The 14,065-nt window shown below is 72.4% G+C and carries 14 protein-coding genes; 12 read left to right on the top strand and 2 right to left on the bottom strand.

Features of this window, described 5'->3' with window-relative positions:
- The 7 genes from METY_RS04225 to METY_RS04195 form a co-directional block, all read left to right on the top strand.
- The coding region (locus tag METY_RS04225) for an NlpC/P60 family protein (protein WP_210201899.1) at window positions 1–697 on the top strand (697 nt) is incomplete at its 5' end.
- 12 nt (window positions 698–709) lie between these two features.
- Complete coding sequence (locus METY_RS04220; RefSeq protein ID WP_103120112.1) at window positions 710–1,081, top strand: hypothetical protein; 372 nt, start codon at window positions 710–712, stop codon at window positions 1,079–1,081.
- Window positions 1,082–1,091: 10 nt separating this feature from the next.
- A complete protein-coding gene (locus tag METY_RS04215) occupies window positions 1,092–1,568 on the top strand; it encodes a hypothetical protein (protein ID WP_103120111.1) in 477 nt (158 codons plus the stop codon).
- A gap of 99 nt (window positions 1,569–1,667) precedes the next feature.
- Window positions 1,668–2,252 (top strand): PepSY domain-containing protein, encoded by a 585-nt coding sequence (locus METY_RS04210; protein ID WP_103120110.1) that lies wholly within the window; start codon window positions 1,668–1,670, stop codon window positions 2,250–2,252.
- A 33-nt stretch (window positions 2,253–2,285) separates the two neighbouring features.
- Window positions 2,286–2,954: a response regulator transcription factor gene (locus METY_RS04205; protein WP_103120109.1), complete on the top strand. Its 669-nt coding sequence runs from the start codon at window positions 2,286–2,288 to the stop codon at window positions 2,952–2,954.
- Window positions 2,951–4,411 carry an ATP-binding protein gene (locus METY_RS04200; RefSeq protein WP_244593510.1) on the top strand — a complete coding sequence of 487 codons (1,461 nt, stop codon included), beginning with the start codon at window positions 2,951–2,953 and terminating at the stop codon, window positions 4,409–4,411. The genes METY_RS04205 and METY_RS04200 overlap by 4 nt, the downstream gene beginning before the upstream one ends.
- 96 nt (window positions 4,412–4,507) lie before the next feature.
- The gene (locus METY_RS04195) at window positions 4,508–4,981 is read left to right on the top strand and encodes a glycine zipper 2TM domain-containing protein (protein WP_020185879.1); all 474 of its coding nucleotides are present in this window, start codon (window positions 4,508–4,510) and stop codon (window positions 4,979–4,981) included.
- 63 nt (window positions 4,982–5,044) lie between these two features.
- On the opposite strand, the gene METY_RS04190 is transcribed toward METY_RS04195, so the two are convergent.
- Both METY_RS04190 and METY_RS04185 read right to left on the bottom strand, forming a co-directional pair.
- Window positions 5,045–6,727 (bottom strand): 2Fe-2S iron-sulfur cluster-binding protein, encoded by a 1,683-nt coding sequence (locus METY_RS04190; protein WP_103120108.1) that lies wholly within the window; start codon window positions 6,725–6,727, stop codon window positions 5,045–5,047.
- Window positions 6,724–7,875 (bottom strand): NAD(P)/FAD-dependent oxidoreductase, encoded by a 1,152-nt coding sequence (locus METY_RS04185; RefSeq protein ID WP_160147301.1) that lies wholly within the window; start codon window positions 7,873–7,875, stop codon window positions 6,724–6,726. The genes METY_RS04190 and METY_RS04185 overlap by 4 nt, the downstream gene beginning before the upstream one ends.
- A 230-nt stretch (window positions 7,876–8,105) precedes the next feature.
- Between METY_RS04185 and ccmI the strand changes: the two genes are divergently transcribed.
- The 5 genes from ccmI to METY_RS04160 all read left to right on the top strand — a co-directional run bounded on the left by ccmI (window position 8,106) and on the right by METY_RS04160 (window position 14,043).
- Window positions 8,106–9,227, top strand: coding sequence for a c-type cytochrome biogenesis protein CcmI (gene ccmI, locus METY_RS04180; protein WP_103120106.1), 1,122 nt, complete (start codon window positions 8,106–8,108; stop codon window positions 9,225–9,227).
- Window positions 9,228–9,238: 11 nt separating this feature from the next.
- The gene (gene ccmE, locus METY_RS04175) at window positions 9,239–9,766 is read left to right on the top strand and encodes a cytochrome c maturation protein CcmE (protein ID WP_103120105.1); all 528 of its coding nucleotides are present in this window, start codon (window positions 9,239–9,241) and stop codon (window positions 9,764–9,766) included.
- On the top strand, window positions 9,763–11,748 hold the full coding sequence (locus METY_RS04170; RefSeq protein WP_103120104.1) for a heme lyase CcmF/NrfE family subunit: 1,986 nt from the start codon (window positions 9,763–9,765) through the stop codon (window positions 11,746–11,748). The genes ccmE and METY_RS04170 overlap by 4 nt, the downstream gene beginning before the upstream one ends.
- Before the next feature lie 122 nt (window positions 11,749–11,870).
- Window positions 11,871–12,335 (top strand): cytochrome c-type biogenesis protein, encoded by a 465-nt coding sequence (locus METY_RS04165; protein WP_103120103.1) that lies wholly within the window; start codon window positions 11,871–11,873, stop codon window positions 12,333–12,335.
- 130 nt (window positions 12,336–12,465) lie between these two features.
- Window positions 12,466–14,043, top strand: a complete 1,578-nt coding sequence (locus METY_RS04160; protein WP_244593509.1) for a Do family serine endopeptidase — start codon at window positions 12,466–12,468, stop codon at window positions 14,041–14,043.
- The last annotated feature ends 22 nt before the right edge of the window (window positions 14,044–14,065 follow it).

Genomic DNA, 14,065 nt, shown 5'->3' with positions numbered 1-14,065 from the left:
TCCTACGCGATGTGAGGGGACGCCGATGACGGTTCTCGAGCTCCAGCGCGCGCTCCAGCAGCGCGGCTTCGCGCCCGGCCCGCTCGACGGGATCTTCGGGCGTCTCACCCGGGCGGCCGTGCTCGCCTTCCAGGCGCGCGAAGGTCTCGCCGGCACCGGCCTCGCCGTTGCCGCGACCCTGGCGCGCCTCTCCGCGACCTCCGAGCTTCCCGCCGAGCCGGTCTGGCTGGCCGAGGCGCGGCGTTGGATGGGACTTTCGGAGATCGTCGGCCCGCGCTCCAACGCCACGATCCTGCGCTGGGGCCAGGCGATCGCCAAATGGTACCGCGACGACGACACCCCATGGTGCGGCGCCTTCGTGCACGCGCAGATCGCCGCGACGCTTCCCGACGAGCCGCTGCCGGCGAACGCGCTCTGGGCCCGCGGCTGGACCCAGTTCGGCGTCGGCCTCGCCACCCCGGCGTTGGGGGCGATCCTCGTGTTCTCCCGCGGAACCGGCGGCCACGTCGGCTTCTACGTCGGCGAAGACGCCAAGCGCCTCCGCGTGCTCGGGGGCAACCAGTCGAACGCCGTCACCGAAACCTGGATCGCCAAGGGCCGGCTGCTTGCGGCGCGCTGGCCGAAGACGGCGCCTGCCCCGGCGCGAGGCCGCGTCGCCTCGGCGGCGACGGGCCGCCTGTCCCTGAACGAAGCCTGACGGGAGGATCCCATGACGCTGAAAGCCAAGACGGCCATCACCCGGAGCAAGCTCGCGGACGTCGTCACGGAGGCCGCAGCGGCGGCCTTCGCCGAGCGCGGGGCGGCCGATCAGGCGCAGGCTCAAGCGCGACGCGTGGCCGAGGAGGTCACCGCCGACCCCCGGCTTGCGCCGGCCCTCACCCCGGTGCGGCGCCTTGAGAGCCAGACCCTTCGCGGCATCGTGATCGCGGCGGGGGCGCCGCTGCTGATCGCGCTCGGGCGGCTGTCGGGCGTCGAGATCGCGGAAGGGGACGCGGCGACGGTGGTCGCGACCCTGCTCTCGCTCGCCGGCGCGGCCTACGCCTGGTTCGGCCGCGAGACGACCACCCGCCCGCTGGCGTAAGGAGCGCGCCATGACCGCCCCGCAGCCGGCGCGCCGCGCGCTTCCCGACGACGCGAGCTTCGCCGCGCTCGAGCAGCGGGTCTATGGGCTCGAGCGCGTGGTGCAGGACCTCAACCAGTTGTTCAGCGGCCGGATCGGCGAGGTCTCGGCCCAGCTTTCAGGGCTCGGCGCCAAGCTCGACGAACGCTCGCGCACGCCCTGGGCCACGATCGTCTCGGCGATGGGCGTGGTGCTGGCGCTCGCGGTCGCGGGCGGGCAACTGGCGAAAAGCCCGATCGACGACGCGCTCGCGCGGCTGGAGCGGGACGTGCTGCGGCTCGACCTCGGGACGACGCCGCTGTCGACCTTCGCCGAGTTCAAGGCGGCCTACGCCGACGACCGGCGGGCGGCGCGGGACGATCTCATCGCCCGCCGTGAGGCGGAGGGGCGGGCGCTCGACCGGCTCAGCGACCGGATCGACCGCCTGGAACGCGGCGGCGAGCGTTGATCCGTCGCTTCCCGGAAGGCGGGCCTGCCCGTTTCGCGCGAGACGCCAAAGCCCTCGCATTCATCGCGGGTTCAGGGCGTTCGGGGTATGTAAGAGGTCATGACGTGGTTTCGCGTAGCCCAGGCCGCGCTTCTGGCGCTGGCGGTTTGCCCCGGCGCGGCCCCGGCCGCGGCGGACGACCAGCCGCGCGCGGGTTCCGGGCCCGGTACGATTCTCGTTCCCGCGCCACAGGCGGACGAGCAGCTCAAGCTCGTGCCGCCCCGGCCCCCGGGTCAGGAGAATAACGGGCCTCCGCCCGGCCTCTACAAGCGCGTCACGCCGCTGCGCGAGGGCGAAACCCCTCCGCAGACCGAATATCTGCAGATCGCGCCCGCCCGTCGGCCCGCTCCCCCGGCTGAAGACCGTCCGCGCCGGGATCGCGACGACGACGACGGCCGCAAGACCGCGCGGGGCGAATGCCTTTCGGCGCGCGAAGCCCGGGGCGCCATCGGCTCGAAGCGCGCGGTGACGCTCGCGCAGGCGGCGCGCGCCGCGCGCGAGGCCTGGGACGGCGAGGTGATCGACTACAAGCTCTGCGACGTCGGCGGTCTGTTGACCTATGATCTCACGTTGCTCAACGCTGACGGCAAGGTCGCCCGCGCCCGCGTCGACGCCGGCACGGGCAAACTCGTGAACGTGCGCTAGAACGCGTCGCGTGAAGCCTTCCGAGGAAACGTCATGCGCCTGCTCGTCGTCGAGGACGATCCCGACCTGAACCGCCAGATCGTCGCCGCGCTTGAGGAGGCCGGCTACGCCGTCGATCGCGCGTTCGACGGCGAGGAGGGCCACTTCCTCGGCGACACCGAGCCCTACGACGCCATCGTGCTCGACATCGGCCTTCCGAAGATGGACGGCATCAGCGTGCTGGAGCAGTGGCGCCGCGACGGCCGCACGACGCCGGTGCTGATCCTCACCGCCCGCGACCGCTGGTCGGACAAGGTGCAGGGCTTCGACGCGGGGGCGGACGACTACGTGGCGAAGCCGTTCCACATGGAGGAGGTGCTGGCGCGTCTGCGCGCGCTGCTACGCCGCGCGACCGGCCACGCCTCGAGCGAGCTGCTGTGCGGCCCGATCCGCCTCGACACCCGCGCCGGCCGCGTCACCATCGACGGCCACGCCATCAAGCTGACGAGCCATGAATATCGGCTGCTCGCCTATCTCATGCACCACCAGGGCCGGGTGGTGTCGCGGACCGAGCTGGTCGAGCACCTCTACGATCAGGACTTCGACCGCGACTCCAACACCATCGAGGTGTTCGTCGGCCGGCTGCGCAAGAAGCTCGGCTCCGACGCGATCCAGACGGTGCGCGGGCTGGGATACCTGCTGCTCGCGCCCGAGACGACATGACCGCGCGCGCCGAGGACGGCGCGCCGGGCGACGCTGCGGCGGAGGCCGCCTCGGCGCCTGCGGACGGCGCGGCGCCGGCGCGCGGGCGGCGCAAGACCGCGTCCATCGCCACGCGCCTGTTCGGCTCGGCGGCGCTCTGGACCCTCGCCATGCTGCTGATCGGCGGCGTCACCCTGTCGTCCTACTACACCCGCTCGGTCGAACGCGGCTTCGACCAGCGCCTCCACGTCTATCTCAAGACGCTCGTCGGGGCGGTCGCCGCCGGCGCCTTCGACCGGGAGGACCCCGGCTCCTTCGGCGAGCCGCGGTTCGAGCTGCCGCTGTCCGGCTGGTACTGGCAGATCACCCGCATCGACCGCGATCCGCCGGAGGCGACGACGTCGAAGTCGCTGTTCGAGGAGCAGTTGCCTCGCCTGTCGGATCTCGGGATCGAGGAGACGCTGGTCGGCACCCGCGAGGGTTATGCGCAGGGGCCGGAGCGGCAGCGGCTCCGCGTGGTCGAGCGGACGATCGACCTCGGGCAGGATGGCCGCTACCTCATCGCGGTCGCCGGCGACGCCACCGAGATTGACGACGACATCGCCGACTTCAACGTCGCGCTTTTGGTGAGCTTCCTGCTGCTGGGTCTCGGCCTTGTGGTGACGACCGGCTTCCAGGTTCGGTTCGGCCTGCGCCCGCTCGCCCGCATCCGCCAGCAGCTCGCGGAGATCCGCGGCGGCGAGCGCTCGCGGCTCGACGGCGCTTTCCCCGAGGAGATCGCGCCGCTCGCGGTCGAGCTCAACGACCTGCTCGAGTCGAATCGGGAGATCGTCGAGCGGGCGCGCACGCATGTGGGCAATCTCGCGCACGGCCTGAAGACCCCGCTGTCGGTCATCAAGAATGAATCTGCGGTCGGCGACGGTCCGTTCGCCGACAAGGTGCGCGAGCAGGCGGCGATCATGCAGCGCCAGATCGATCATCATCTCGAACGGGCGCGGCTCGCCGCCGGCGTCGCCTTCGCGGGGGAGACCACGCCCGTAAAGCCGGTGGTGGAGGCGCTCGCCCGCACCATGGCCAAGGTGCACCGCGAGCGCGACCTCGCGATCGCCGTCGAGGTCGCCGAGGGCCTGCGCTTCCGCGGCGAGAAGCAGGATCTCGAGGAGATGGTCGGCAACCTCGTCGACAACGCCTGCAAGTGGGCGGGCTCCCGGGTCGCCATCGCCGTCGCCGAAGGCGAGCGGCTGCCCGGCGGCCGCGCGACGCTCCGCGTCCTCGTGGACGACGACGGAGCGGGCTTGGCCGACGAGCAGAGCGCTGCGGTGCTGGAGCGCGGACGGCGGCTGGACGAGACCAAACCCGGCTCCGGACTTGGCCTCGCCATCGTCGTCGATCTGGCGCGGCTGTATGGCGGCCGGTTCACGCTCGGCCGCGCGCCGCTCGGCGGCCTGCGCTGCGACCTCCTGCTGCCGGGCGTCTGAGCCCGTCGTCCCCGGTTTCGCCCAAATCCGCCGGTTCATTGCAGGTCCCGCCGGACCGCTCGAGGGGTCTGATTCGGCGGCGAACGGGGAGGTTTCATGTTGTTTTCCAAGGCGGCGGCCCTTGCGGCCGCAGGCGTGCTCGCGCTCTCGCTGGCGGCCTGCGGCCCTGGCCGCGAGGGTGAGGGATTCGGCACGGTGGCCGGCGCGGTCGGCGGCGGCCTCATCGGCTCCACCATCGGCAGCGGCGGCGGCCGCGTGGCGGCGACCGTGATCGGGGCGGGCCTTGGCGGCCTGCTCGGCAACCGCATCGGGGCTGCGATCGACGACGACGCCCGTGCGCGCGCCGAAGAAGCCGAATACGACGCGCTGGAGCGTGGCGACGAGGGGCGGCCCTACGAGTGGCGCTCCCAGAGCTACAGCGGCACGGTGGTGGTCGGCCCAACCTACGCCCGCGCCCGCTACGATCGCTGCCGCACCTACGAGCGCCGGATCTATCTGCGCAACCGGACGGTGGTCGAGCGCGGCGAATCCTGCCGCGGCCCCGGCGGCCGCTGGGTTCCGCTGGACTGACGAGCGCGCACGCGCGTCTGACGTGAAAGCGCCTGCGGGGAGCTCCTCGCAGGCGCTTTTCGCTCAGTAGGGATCGACGCTCGCGGCGGCGGCGAGCGCCGCCAGCGTCCAGCGCGGCCCCTGCACGGCGCCGGCGGACGAGGGCGCGTCGCCGTGGATCCGCCCGAAGGCGGCCTGCGGGAGCCCGGCCCCGGCGGCGCCGCCGTCGGGTCCGCCGCCGAGCCCAAGCCAGCGCGCCAGGACCTCCGGTCCGTCGACGCCGAGCGCCGCGGCCTCCGCCACGTCGGCCACGGTGACGTCGGCGCCGAAATCGACGAAGGCCGTCCGGGCGGCCTGCGGGTCGAGCCCCGACATGTAGAGATCGAGGCCCCCGTCGGGCTCGTCGGCCGGGATCTCAGCGAGGGGCGGGGCCGCGGCCAGTCCGACTTCGAGCCGCCGCGCAGCTTCGGCGCCCGCCGCCGCGCCGCCCGCCAGCGCGTCGCGCGCGTTGAAGCCGGAGGCGGCCACGATCACGCGGTCGCAGGCCTCTCCGAGCTCCGATCGGGCCGCAAGGCCGCCCGACACGACGAGAGCGTCCGCGAACAGAGTCCGCGCGCCGAAGCCGTCGCGGTTCGCCGCGCGCACCGCCTTCAGCCGCTCGCCGCTCTTGTCCGTCTCGACCCCTGTCGCCACGCTCGCGAAGCTCATGGACACTCCCGCCGCTTTGGCGACGTCGACCGCCGGCCCCTGCGGGTCGTCGCGGGCGTCCAGGATCATCTCGACCTCGACGCCCGCCTCTTTCAGATCGACGGCGGTGCGGTAGCCCTCGTCGCCGGTGGTGGCGACCACCACCCGCCCCCCCGGCGCGACCGCATGGCGGCGCAAGAGCGCTCGCGCGGTGGTCGCCAGCAGGACGCCGGGACGGTCGTTGTCCGCGAACGGCAGCGGCCGCTCGCGCCAGCCGCTCGCGACCACCACGAGCTGGGCCGCGACGCGCAGCAGCCCGTGCTGCCCGCGCACGCGCTCGATCAGCTGGACCGAGCCGGAACGGTCGACGTGGATGGCGCGCGTTCCCAGCCAGAGAGCGCCCCCGTCGGAAAGGTCCCCCGCCGCGTGCGCGACCCAGGCCCCGGGCGACAGCCCGTCGATCCTTCCGTCGTAGAGGTCCGCAAGCCCGCCTGCGCGATGGCTCGCTTCGGCGACGCGCACATGAAGGCCGGCGGATCGGGCGGCTTGCGCCGCGGCGAGGCCGGCGAGGCCGGCGCCGATCACGAGCACGTCGCAGCTCTCGAACCGCGCGGCCATCCGGGGAGCTAGCTCTCGCGTCGTCGGGATCGGCAGCGCCGCCTGCCGGCTCACGCGCTCGAACAGTCGTCGCCCAAGGCTCGGCAGCCGGCTTTCGGGGCCGAGCGCCGCCCGCGCGCCGAACGCCAACGGCGAACGCGTGACCAGCCCCGGAGACGTTCGGAACGTCGCTCCTTCGCTGAGGAGCAATTCGTCCGCGGGCCGCAGGTCATGCTCCCCCTCCGCCGCCGCCCAGGCGACGGCGTCGTCGAAACCGAGCGCGGTCAGGCCGCGCGGCCGCCCGAGCAGCGGGCTTCGGCCGAAGACAGCCCGTCCGCTTGCAAGCAGCGCGCTCGCCAGCGTGTCACCGTAGAGGCCCGTGCGCGGCCGCCCGTCCAGCCGGAAGCCGATCGGCTCCGTGCGGTCGACTGCGGAGCCAAAGCGGGCCGGCGCCGTCTCGGGAAGGCGGTGCGGGCCGCTCATCGCACGAACTCCAGATTGCGGGGGGAAGCTCGACGGGTCGGCGCGAAGGCGTCGAAGGCCGCGTCGCGCGTCCGGCCCGCAAGCTCGCCCGCAAGATGGTCGGCGACCGCCAGCGCCGGCGAGAGCGCGTCGCGTCCGAAGCCGAGCGCCAGCCACAGGCCGTCGATCTCCGCGGGGCCCACCTGCGCGCGTCCGTCGACCCCACGCCACACCGTCACCGGCTCGACGCTCGCAATCTCGAGGCCGCCGAGCGCCGGGGCGAGGCGCATCGCCTGCTCGGCGAGCGTTTCGGCGCCGAGCGGCCCCGACAGCGTAATCGCGCCTGTCAGATCGCGCGTGATGGCGAGATCGTCCGCGACCAGCGCCGCGCCGATCGCCGCCGCGCCCGGCTGCGTCACCAGGGTCATCCGCTCGTCCCGCGTCAGCGACAGCCGTCCGCGCCCCTCGCGCACGAGGCGGATCGCCGAAGCGTCGTCGGCGAGCACCACAGCGCCGGCGCGGATGAAGCGGCCGTCGATCTCGACGCCGACCGCGGCCGCGCCGTCTCGCGCCAGCGCCATGGCGGGCGCGTTCGCGCGCAGGGTCGCTCCTGCGGAGCGCGCGTCGCGCGCGAGCGCCACCGCGAGGACGTCGGGCCACAGAATGGCCGCGGCGGGCTCGAACAGCGCAGGGGCGGCGTTGTCATGAAGCACGGGCGACAGGGCCTGCGCCTCCTGAGCCGGCACCATCCATGAGCGGGCTCCCAGCGGCTTGGCGGCGGCGGAGGCGCGCCGCAGCGCCTCGAGCGTCAGTCCGTCAGGCGCGAGAGTGAGACAGCCGACGACCTCGGGCCAGGGCGACGGCGACAGCCGCCGCGCCAGCTTGGCGAACTGAGCGGGAGCGTCGGCTTGGATTTCAGCGCGCGCGCGATCGTGATGGACGCCCCGCACCAGCGGAAACGCCCGCTCGGCGGCGGACGCCGCGATCTCGCCCGGCGCCAGCAGCGCGACGCCGGCGCCCTGGCGCGCGCAGGCGCGGGCGACCGCGAGCGCGAGCGCGCCGCCGCCGATGACGACGACGTCGTAGCCGTCGGCCAAGGCCGGAGCAGGCTCAAGCGCAAGAGACGGGGGAGGCGGGCGAAACCGGGCGATCAGCGAGTGAAGGGTCAATGCTCTGTCGTCATCGGCGTGGGGCCACGGGACCATGCGGCCCGGGGGAGCCTGCGCCGCATCCTAACCTGAGCTTTCGTCGCCTTCAGCCCCGTTCGGAGTCATTTTAGAAGGAAGCGGAAAACCTCAACGGCTCCGCGGCCGCAGCCGCCACGGCGCGACCCCATGTCGCTTCTCGCGGCGGGCTTGCGTCGTTATGTCGTGGCGCACAGGGAGAAACGGACCCGAAGATGGCCCTCTGGATCGTACTGGCGCTCATGACGGGCGCGGCCGCGCTCGTCGCGATCGCGCCGCTCGCGCGCCGCCGCGCGCCTGTGGACGCCGGCGCAGGCGACGTGGCGGTCTACCGCGACCAGCTCGACGAGCTTGCGCGCGACCACGCTCGGGGGCTGATTGGGGACCGGGAGTCGGAAGCCGCGCGGGCGGAGGTCGCCCGCCGCCTCCTCGCGGCTTCTGCGGCGCAGGGGGCGGGCGCCGCGCAGGATTCCGCCGCCGCCGTGCGCCGCCGCCGGATCGCTGCTGCGGCGGCGCTCGTGGTGCTGCCGGCCGTGTCGCTGGGCGTCTATGGCGCGCTCGGCCGGCCGGACGTGCCGGACCGCCCCCTCGCGGCGCGTCTGCAGGCGCCGGTCGACCGAAACAACGTCGCCGAGATGGTCGCGCGCGTCGAAGCGGCGCTGGAGAAGGACCCCAACGACGGCCGCGGATGGTCGGTCGTCGGCCCGATCTACATGAGGCTCGGCCGTTATGACGACGCGGCGGAGGCCTTCGCGCAGGCGATCCGCCTGCTCGGCTCCTCGGGCGACCGCGAAGCCAATCTCGGCGAGGCTTTGGTCGCCAAAGCCGACGGGGTCGTGACCGACGACGCCCGCGCCGCGCTCGAACGCGCGGCGGCGAGCACGCCGCCGTCGATCAAGGCGGCGGTCTATCTCGCCCGCGCCGCAGCCCAGGACGGCGACCGCGCCGCGGCGCTGAACCGCCTGAAGCCGCTCTACGTGCAGGCGCCGGCGGACTCGCCCTATCTCGAGGGCCTCAGGGACGAGTTCCAGCGGCTCGCCGCGCCGCCCGCCCTGCCGATGCCGTCGCAGGAAGAAGCGCAGGTCGCCCGCACCGCCGAAGAGCGCATGGCGCTGGTGCGCGGCATGGTGGATCGTCTGGGCGAGCGGCTCGCGACCGACGGCGGCGACGTCGGGGAATGGCTCAAGCTGGTGCGGTCGCGAACGGCGCTGGGCGACGAGGCCAAAGCGCGCGAGGCGCTTGCTTCGGCGCGGGCGAAGTTCGCCGCCGACCCGCAGGCCCAGACCCGGCTGGAGGCGCTGGCCCTCGGGCTTGGTCTCGAAGGCCGAGGCGCGTAAAGGGTACCGAGATGACGATCGACGCCGCGCCCTCCGCCTTTCCCTCGCCCCGCCGCCGCGGCTCCTCCCGCAAGCGCCGCCGGTTCGCGCTGTTCGCGCTGGTCGGCCTCGTGCTCTCGGCGGCGACGGCGCTTGTGCTCTACGCGCTCGACGACACCATCGTGTTCTTCCGCACCCCGAGCGAGATCGCCAAGATGGACGTGACGCCCGGCCAGCGCTTCCGGCTGGGCGGGCTCGTGAAGCACGGCTCGATCGTCCACGAGGGCTCTACGGTGCGCTTCGTCGTGACCGACAACGCCAGTGACATGAGCGTGACCTACTCCGGCCTGCTGCCGGACCTCTTCCGCGAGGGGCAGGGCGTGGTGACCGAGGGCTTCGTGCAGCCCGAAGGCGGCTTCAAGGCCGACAACGTGCTCGCCAAGCACGACGAGAATTACATGCCGAAGGACGTGGCGGATCGGCTCAAGGCGCAGGGGCTCTGGAATGAGGGCCAAACGCCCGGCCAGACGCCCGCCGCCGCGCAGGGAGCCGCCAAGTGATCGCTGAGATCGGCCACTACGCGCTGGTGCTGGCGCTGGCGCTCGCCCTTCTGCAGTCGGCGCTGCCGGTGTGGGGCGCGCGCGCCCGCGACGCCGCGCTGATGGGGCTCGCGAGCCCTCTCGCGCTTGGCCAGTTCGTGCTTGTGGCCGTTTCCTTCGCGGCGCTGACCCACGCTTATGTGACTTCCGACTTCTCGCTTCTGAACGTGATCGAGAACTCCCATTCGGCGAAGCCCCTGATCTACAAGATCTCCGGCGTATGGGGGAACCACGAGGGCTCGCTGCTGCTCTGGGTGCTGATCCTCACGCTGTTCGGCGCGCTGGTCGCCGCCTTCGGACGCAACCTGCCGGACCGCCTGAAGGCCGACGTGCTCGGCGTGCAGGGCATGATCGGCGTGGCCTTCCTGCTGTTCGTGCTGCTGACCTCGAACCCCTTCACCCGGGTCGATCCGTCGCCGCTCGAAGGCCAGGACCTCAATCCGCTGCTGCAGGATCCCGGCCTCGCGATCCATCCGCCGCTGCTCTACGTCGGCTACGTCGGCTTCTCGATGGCGTTCTCCTTCGCCGTCGCCGCGCTGATCGAGGGCAAGGTCGACGCGGCCTGGGCGCGCTGGGTGCGCCCGTGGACGCTGATGGCGTGGCTGTTCCTGACGCTCGGCATCGCGATGGGCTCCTACTGGGCCTATTATGAGCTCGGCTGGGGCGGCTTCTGGTTCTGGGACCCGGTCGAGAACGCCTCCCTGATGCCGTGGCTCTCCGGCACCGCGCTGCTGCATTCGGCGGTCGTCATGGAGAAGCGGGACGCGCTGAAGGTCTGGACGATCCTGCTCGCGCTGCTCACCTTCGCGCTGTCGCTGCTCGGCACCTTCCTCGTCCGCTCGGGCGTGCTGACCTCGGTCCACGCCTTCGCCGTCGACCCCGCGCGCGGCGTCGCGATCCTGATCATTCTGGCGGTCTTCGTCGGCGGAAGCCTGGCGCTCTACGCCATCCGGGCGCCGGCGCTGAAGCAGGGCGGGATCTTCGCGCCGGTGTCGCGCGAGGGCGCGCTGGTGCTGAACAACCTGTTCCTGACCGCCGCCACCGCGGCCGTCTTCGTGGGCACGCTCTATCCGCTCGCGCTCGAGGCGGCGACCGGCGAGAAAATCTCGGTCGGCCCCCCGTTCTTCAACAACACCTTCGGCCCGCTGATGCTGCCGATCATGCTGGTGATGCCGTTCGCGCCGCTGCTCGCCTGGAAGCGGGGCGACGCGACGAGGGCGGCGCGCGGCATGGTGGGCGCGGTCGGCGTCGCGGTGCTCGCCACGGTGCTGGTCGCGGGCTTCGTGCAGGGCGGTCCGACGCTCGCGGCCCTCGGCGTCGGCCTCGCGCTGTTCGCGATCGTGGGCGCCTTCTCCGAGGTGATGGAGCGGACCAAGCTGTTCCGCGCGCCGCTGGGCGAAAGCCTGCGCCGCGCCAGGGGACTGCCGTCGTCCAGCTGGGGCGGGGCGCTCGCCCATGCCGGCATGGGCGTGACGCTGCTCGGCGTCGTGGCCGCCACCGCATGGTCGAGCGAGGTCGTGCTGGCGATGCGGCCGGGCGAGCAGATCGACTTCGCCGGCCGGCAGATCGCGTTTCAGGGCGTCGAACAGCGGCCGGGGCCGAACTACCGCACGACTGCGGCCGAGCTCGTGGTCCGCGAGGGCGGGGTCGAGGTCGCCCGGCTGGAGCCGGCGCGCCGCCTCTACACCGCGCGCAAGATGGACCTGACGGAATCGAGCATCGCCACCTTCGGCGTGTCACAACTCTACGCCGCGATGGGCGAGGAGCGCGGCGACGGCAAGACCGCCCTGCGCATCTCCTACAAGCCGCTCGTTACGCTGATCTGGCTCGGCGCGATCGTGATGGCCTTCGGAGGCCTGCTGTCCCTCGCCGACCGCCGCCTGAGGGTCGGCGCGCCGCGCAAGGCCGCGCGGGCTTCGCCCGCGCTGCAGCCCGCGGAGTGATCGTGAGCAAGCTCGTCATCCCGGATGGTCGGAAGCGGACCCGGGATCGTAGGTCGGCGCAGGCTCCTGAAGGCGCCCGTGCGCGGACGGGGATCCCGGCTCTCCGCTTCGTTGCCGCCGGAATGTCGGCAGCTTGCCTCCTGCTCGCGCTTCCCGCCTTCGCCGTCCAGCCAGGCGAGGAGCTCGCCGACCCGGCGCTCGAATCCCGCGCGCGGGCGTTGAGCTACGAGCTGCGCTGCATGGTCTGCCAGAACCAGTCGATCGACGACAGCGACGCCCAGCTCGCCAAGGACCTGCGGCTCCTGGTGCGCGAGCGGATCAAAGCCGGCGACAGCGACGCGCAAGTTCTCGATTTCCTGGTCGATCGTTACGGTGAGTTCGTGCTGCTGAAGCCGCGCTTCCGCCGGGACACCGCGCTGCTCTGGCTGTTCGCGCCGGGCGTGCTGGTCGTGGGGCTCGCGGGCTATCTCGTGTGGGCTCTCCGCTCGCGCCGCCGCGACGGGCCCGCCGACGCCTTGACCGCGGAGGAGCGCGCCAGGCTCGAAGCGTTGCTCGCCGAAGACCGCGACGCCTCGCGGACCGTCTGAATCAAGGCGATTTCACGGCTTACGCACATTTCATCCGCCCGACAGGATCGCGTAAGGCGGACGGGCTGAATGTCTCTCCCCGAAGGCCCATATGGCCCTGCAGGATCACCTCTGCGGAGAGACGCTCAAGATGTCGACTGAACCCGAATTCACCACCAAGACGCCGCGCGGCTTTCTGAAGCGCGGACGCAAGACCCTTCTCGTCTCCGCGCTGGCGCTGGGCGTCGCCGGCGCGCTGGGCGGCGAGGCGCTGACGACCGCCGTCGCGCCGGCCTTCGCGCAATCGACCGAGATCAACCCCGCGCCCGCGCCGGCGCTTCCGAGCTTCTCGGGGATCATTGAGCGGGTGAAGCCCGCCGTGGTGAGCGTGCGCGTGAAGGGCGTCGACCCGACCAAGGTCGCCGGCGGCGACGACAGCGGGCCGCAGTCCGGTCCCGGCTCGATCCCCGGGCTCGACCAGCTTCCCGACGATCACCCGCTGAAGCGCTTCTTCAAGCAGTTCGGTCAGCAGGGCGAAGGCGGTCCGAAGCGGTCGCCGCGCAAGTTCGGCATGTCGCAAGGCTCGGGCTTCTTCATCTCGGCCGACGGCTACGTCGTGACCAACAATCACGTCGTGCAGGGCGGCCAGGACGTCGAAGTGCTGACCGACGGCGGCGACACGCTGAAGGCCAAGGTGGTCGGCACCGACAGCCGCACCGACCTCGCGCTGCTCAAGATCGACGGCGCGAAGAAGGAGTTCCCCTTCGTGAAGTTCGACAGCGCCAAGGACACCAAGGTCGGCGACTGGGTGCTTGCGGTCGGCAACCCCTTCGGCCTCGGCGGAACCGTCACGGCCGGCATCGTCTCGGCCCGCGGCCGCGACATCGGCGCCGGACCCTATGACGACTTCCTGCAGATCGACGCCGCCGTGAACCACGGCAACTCCGGCGGCCCGACCTTCAACCTGAAGGGCGAAGTGGTCGGCGTGAACACCGCGATCTACTCGCCGTCGGGCGGCAACGTCGGCATCGCCTTCTCGATCCCGTCCGAGGTGGCCGCCGACATCGTCCAGAAGCTGAAGTCCGAGGGCAAGGTCGCCCGCGGCTACATCGGCGTGCAGATCCAGCCGGTGACCGAGGACATCGCGGACAGCCTCGGCCTTAAGAAGGCGGAAGGCGCGCTGGTCGCCGAGGCCCAGAAGGGCACTCCGGGCGAGCAGGCCGGCCTCAAGTCCGGCGACACGATCCTCAAGGTCAACGGCGAGACCGTCGAGGCCGCCCGCGACCTGTCGCGCAAGATCGGCGGAATGGCGCCCGGCACCAAGGTGCAGCTCACCTATTGGCGCGACGGCCGCGAGCAGACCACCGAGCTCACGCTCGGCAAGCTGCCCGAGACCCAGGAGGCTTCGCTTAAGACCCAGGACGACGAGGACAGCAACGAGCCGTCCGCCAACGTCAAGCTCGGCATCCAGGTGACGCCGGCCTCGAAGGTCGCGGGTTCGGGCGACAAGGGCCTCGTGGTCACCGGCGTCGACGACGACGGCTCGGCCGCCGGCAAGCTCGAATCCGGCGACCTGATCCTGCAGGTCGGCGACCGCGAGGTGTCCAGCGCCCGCGACGTCACCGCGTCGCTCGACGCCGCCCAGAAGGGCGGCAAGAAGTCGGTCCTGCTCCGCGTCAAGCGCGGCGACGCCACGCGCTTCGTCGCCATCGAGATCGGCCGCGGATAAGTCCCGCGGCTGACGCGGGGAC

Source organism: Methylopila sp. Yamaguchi (assembly GCF_002897035.1).
Lineage (GTDB): Bacteria > Pseudomonadota > Alphaproteobacteria > Rhizobiales > Methylopilaceae > Methylopila.
The sequence above is the reverse complement of the archived record's forward strand: the minus strand, read 5'-3'. Positions and strand labels throughout refer to the sequence as shown.